This is a genomic window from Caballeronia sp. M23-90 (assembly GCF_053574605.1).
In genome coordinates this window covers 1-5,082 of sequence record NZ_JBSIPA010000464.1, presented here as the reverse complement: position 1 = coordinate 5,082, position 5,082 = coordinate 1, and the positions used below count along the sequence as shown (strand labels likewise).

Genomic DNA, 5,082 nt, shown 5'->3' with positions numbered 1-5,082 from the left:
TCGCCGCGGGCAAGCCGGGCGCGCAGCGGCACGAGCGCCAGCACGATTTCACCGAAAAGCATGCCCACCACGCCGGTGGCAATCACGAACAAGGCGGTGAGGTCTTTCGGCGCGTGGAGTTTGTCGGAAACGGCAAGCGCGAAAGGGGTGGAAACCGAACGCGTAGACAGGCTGCGCTGCAATTCCGGCGATAAATGCAGCAACTTCGCCAGCGCCAGCGACCCGCCGACGCCCACCAGAATGCCGACCGTCACACCCACCGATAACGACAACCAATGCTTTTCCAGCAGATGCCTGTACTCGAAGATCGGGACGGCAAAGGCCACGGTGGCCGGGCCGAGCAGCCACATCAACCAGCGGGTATCGGCGAAATAAACGGAGTACGGAATGCGCGCAGCCATGACGATCACCACAAGCACGGCGGGGACGGTCAGCATGGGCGTGAGCAAGGGCCGGCGGAATCGGGCGTACAGGCGCTTCAAGCCGAAGTACAACGCCACGGTCAGCACGAAGCAACCCGCCGCAATGAGGCCGGCGGTGTCATCGGACAAAAGGGAATCGTAGAAGTGTGGCATCGGGCTCGGCTCAGCCGCGCGCGGCCTGGCGGGCGCTCGTGATGCGGCGCAACTCCAGTCGGCGTTCGAGCTTCGACGCCTGTTCGACGGCAAATGCCACCGCGATCATGACCATGAGCGTGCCGAACACCACGACCAGCGCGAGGCGCCAGCCGTCTTCGCGAAACAGGCCGCCGTACTGGACGGCAGCCACCGCGGCGGGAATGAAAAACAGCAGCATGTCCGTCAACAGCCAATCCGCGCCTACCTTCACCCAGCGCGGCGCAATCCCGCCGCAAAACAACAGCGCGAGCAACGCCAGCAAACCGATAACACCACCCGGAACCGGCAAATGGAAGGTGCGCGCGGCGAGATCGGCGACCAGCCAGATGCCCGCCAGTGCGGCGCTCTGCAATGCGATCCGCATGAACCGGCCAAGCGGCGCCCGAGTGCGGGTGACGAATTTTGATAACGGCAAAATGGCGGCGAGAACGATCATGACGGGCCTTGCGGCGGTGACGTAATAAAAATAAGGGTTAACCTGTAGTCGAATATAGCGTGGGCCTAAATATAATTAAAATGACTTAAACTTATCGACCGCATTCCAACTTGGAATCTAAGAGGCGCGTATGGAGTTGCGATCGTTGCGGTATTTCGTTGAGGTCGTGAAGCAGAAAAGCTTCACCGCGGCTGCGGAAAAGATGTTTGTCACGCAGCCGACCATCAGCAAGATGGTGAAGTCGCTCGAGGACGAAATCGGCTCCCCGTTGCTATTGCGCGAAAGCCGCCAGATGGTCCTCACCGACGCCGGCCAGATCGTCTATCAGCGCGGACTCGAAGTCCTCGCGGCGCACGCGCAACTCGAAGCCGAACTCAACGATCTCGGCAAACTCGGGCGCGGCACGCTGACCATCGGAATCCCGCCTATGGGCGGATCGCTGTTCACGCCGGCCATCGCGGCGTTTAAAAAGCGTTATCCGAAGGTGGAGCTGAAGCTGTTCGAGCGCGGGTCGAAGGCCATCGAGGCTGCTTTGATTGATGGCGAACTGGAACTCGGCGGTGTGCTGGAACCCGTGGATCTCGCCACGTTCGATGTGCTGCCCGTCAGCCGGCAATTGCTGTGGCTCGTCGCGCAGAAGGGTTCGCGCTGGGACACCATGACTGACGTGCCGCTCGCCGATCTGGCATCGGAATCGTTCGTTTTTTACGGCGAAAGTCTCGCGTTGTCCGATCTGGTGTTGAACGCGTGCCGCGAAGCGGGTTTCACGCCGACCATCGTCAGCCGCAGCGGACATTGGGATTTCATGGCCGCGCTGGTGCAGGCCGGCGTTGGTATTGCGTTGCTGCCGGCGCCGTATTGCCGCCGCCTGGATGTCAACGCGTTCACCTGTCGTCCCGTGGTCGATCCGGAAATCCACTGGGACATGGCGGTTGGCTGGCGGCGCAACGGTTATCTGTCGAACGCGGCGCGCGCGTGGCTGGAAGTCGCCCGCCAGGCATTGCCGGCGAATCTGGGCGATGACTTCCTGCAGGGCGCGGCGGCACGATTCCCGGCGCGCGTGCGCGACGCTTCATCGAGATAACGTTCAAGCCAAGGCACAACGCAAAACCCCGGGGCGCGCCCACGCGCGACCCGGGGTTTTTACATCTGCCAACCGGACTCAACCACGTCCGGTCACACGATTACTCTTGAATCGCGAAATCGATACGGCGGTTTGCGAAACGTCCGCTGGCCGTCGAGTTGTCAGCGATCGGGTGCTGGTCACCATAACCCTGTGCCGTCAAAGCGTCGGCGGAAACACCGTGCTTGACCAGGAAGGCGCGCACAGCTTCAGCACGTTTCTTCGAAAGCGTCAGGTTCGAGCTGGCCAGGCCGACGTTGTCCGAGTAACCGCCGATGTTCAGCTTGACCGTCTTGCCGGTGTCCTGGCACGACTTCAACATCTCAGCCGACTTCGCCAGCGCCAGTTGTGCGTCTTGCGGCGGCACGTCCGAACCGGTACGGAAGTTGATGACTTGCAGGTTCAGCACCTTGGCGACATCGGCCGGGGCGCAATCGTCCTTCAGCGACGAGAACGCGCTCATGAACGATTCCTTCGCGTTTTCAACCGCTTGCTTGACGTCGAACGTACCAATGGTGAAGCCCGCGCCGAACAGCGACTTGAGCTTGTCCATCCAGCCGTTGCGTGCGTCCGCAGCCGTACCGCTCAACTCGATCTTCTCGCCCGACAACTTGGCTTCCGCGCCCGGCAATTGCATCAGCGGCAACAGGCCGTCGAGCTTGTCGAGCCAGCTGGCCGGCTTGGTTTCCGGATCGACCGTGATGGTCGCGTTCAGATGATCTGCGCCGAACTTTGCCGTCAATGCGGCGAGCAGCTTGGCCTTCTCTTCTTCGCTGCCAACCGTCGCAGCAATGGCCGGTGCGCCGAGCTTGTCGACCGTGAACGTCAGCAGCGCGTCCTTCGTCGGTACCGGAGCAGCGACAGCTGCAGGGGCCGAAGCGGGTTCCGAAGCCGGCTGGGCGGCGACTGCCGGGGTCGAGTTGACTACGGGCGCTTCGGCCGGTGCGGTTGCCATCGGCTGCTGGGTCGTGCAGCTACGGCCAAACAGCAACGCCAGCAGTGCAAGGGCGGCCGCGAGTGCCAGCCACCACCATTTCTTCGATGCTGCCTTCTCTTCCACCACGATCTTCTCGAGCGATGAATTCACCACCGACGGCGAACCGCCTGCAGTAGAAGGATGTTCCAGATGCGACGATACGGCCTTCAACTGCGCCGCCACGCCTGTCAGGAACGTGCCCGCGCCGCCCAGACCCAGTGCGGTGGAGATGTCTTCCGACATGCTTGCCTTGACCATGGGCAATTGATGGCCGAGCAGCGTGGGCAACTGGCCGACGTTGCCGCCGGACCGTGTGAAGTAGTGTTTCAGCACGCCGAACATGGCGGTCGTGACAATCCCGCCCAGCGCGTGCGTAGCGCCCACGGACACGCCGGTTTTCGCAGCGACTGCGTTGCTCAATCCGTTGATGCGATCTTCGGACGCTACGCTCGTGGCGAGCCGCGTTCCCGACGCCAGCAGCGATTGCAGGCCGTCGCCGTGCACGAGTTGCGGCAGCATGTCCACGATGTTCGCGTTCGAATCCGGTGACATGATGGATGCGAACAAACCACGCGCGCCTTCCGGCGACGACGCCTTGTTCATAAGCGAACCGACCATTGCCGGCGCAATCATGCCGACTACGCGCTTTGCTGCTTCCGGTGCAACGCCCAGTTTCGTGGCGAGTTGCTGCAACACGCTTTCGGTCAAAGCGCCCTGTACTAGCTGAATAACATTGATGCTCATTTGATATGCCTTTCCTTACCTGCGTGATGTCGCCAAACGCCCAAAATGGGATTGGCGATTATAGGTTCGGGTTTTAAAGAGATAAGGACTTCCTAATAAAATCGGAAATACCTCAAGGCAGACGGTTTAAGACGGTTCTCAGGAATTCTTGTTTTGAGCGCGTCGATCCGGCGCGTGGCTTTTAGGAGCAGAATATTCGCTTCGACGGAGGTAACCGATGACCCCATCCACCTGCGGCCAGACCCACGAAATCACGAACCAGGCGCCGCCACTCGAGCGCTACAACGCGATGACCACGGACGCGGCGCTGGTTGCCGCGCTGCAACGCGAAGGCGCGGGCTGGCATCTCGATGCACTCACACGCGACGGCTTGGCACTGACCCAGCCGGACGTCCTTGCCCTTGCTGATCTGGCCAACCGGCATACCCCCGAACATCATCCATTCAGTGCGCGCGGCGAGCGGATCGATGCGATCGAGTTTCATCCCGCGTGGCATACGCTGCTTTCTATGTTGCGTGAACAAGGCCTTCACGCAATGCCGTTCGAATCAGGCACGTTCGGCCATCCGCGGCCCGGTTCCATGGCTGCGCGCGCCGCCGGATATTTTCTCCACGCGCAACTCGAAAGCGGATCGTTGTGTCCACTGACCATGACGTTCGCGAGCATCCCGGTGCTGCAAAAGGAACCCGCGCTCTACGCGCGCCTGCAGGCGCAATTGCTTTCGCGCAAACACGATCCACGCGATATCCCGCTCGATGCCGGCAAACAATCGATGATGATCGGCATGGGCATGACCGAAAAACAAGGCGGCTCGGACGTGCGCAGCAACCGGACGCACGCCGTGGCGCTCGGCGCGGGCGGGCGAGGCGGTGAATATCGGCTGGTCGGGCATAAATGGTTTTTCTCCGCGCCGCAATGCGACGCGCATCTCGTCCTCGCCAGGACCGGCGAAAGCGCCGATGAAAAAGGCCCGATTTCGTGCTTTTACGTACCGCGCTTCACGCCGGACGGTTCCAGGAACGCGGTGCAGGTTCAACAACTGAAGGACAAGCTTGGCAACCGCCCGAACGTCAGCAGCGAAGTGGAATTCCTCAATGCCTATGGCGTGATGATCGGCGACGAAGGACGCGGGGTGCCGACGATCATCGAGATGGCGAACTTCACGCGGCTCGATTGCGTGATCGGC

The 5,082-nt window shown here is 61.4% G+C and carries 5 protein-coding genes; 2 read left to right on the top strand and 3 right to left on the bottom strand.

Features of this window, described 5'->3' with window-relative positions; translation table 11 throughout:
- Together ACRXB1_RS30010 and ACRXB1_RS30005 are read right to left on the bottom strand one after the other, a co-directional pair.
- A partial coding sequence (locus ACRXB1_RS30010; RefSeq protein ID WP_449494105.1) for an LrgB family protein occupies positions 1–575 on the bottom strand: 575 nt, incomplete at its 3' end.
- A gap of 10 nt (positions 576–585) precedes the next feature.
- On the bottom strand, positions 586–1,053 hold the full coding sequence (locus ACRXB1_RS30005) for a CidA/LrgA family protein (RefSeq protein WP_449494104.1): 468 nt from the start codon (positions 1,051–1,053) through the stop codon (positions 586–588).
- 130 nt (positions 1,054–1,183) lie between these two features.
- Here ACRXB1_RS30005 and ACRXB1_RS30000 point away from each other — a divergent pair, with 130 nt between their 5' ends.
- Positions 1,184–2,137 carry a LysR family transcriptional regulator gene (locus ACRXB1_RS30000; protein WP_375509255.1) on the top strand — a complete coding sequence of 318 codons (954 nt, stop codon included), beginning with the start codon at positions 1,184–1,186 and terminating at the stop codon, positions 2,135–2,137.
- Positions 2,138–2,237: 100 nt separating this feature from the next.
- Here the strand turns inward: ACRXB1_RS30000 and ACRXB1_RS29995 are convergent, their stop codons facing one another.
- Complete coding sequence (locus ACRXB1_RS29995) at positions 2,238–3,896, bottom strand: OmpA family protein (RefSeq protein WP_062168341.1); 1,659 nt, start codon at positions 3,894–3,896, stop codon at positions 2,238–2,240.
- A gap of 217 nt (positions 3,897–4,113) precedes the next feature.
- Between ACRXB1_RS29995 and ACRXB1_RS29990 the strand changes: the two genes are divergently transcribed.
- The coding region (locus ACRXB1_RS29990) for an acyl-CoA dehydrogenase family protein (protein WP_449494103.1) at positions 4,114–5,082 on the top strand (969 nt) is incomplete at its 3' end.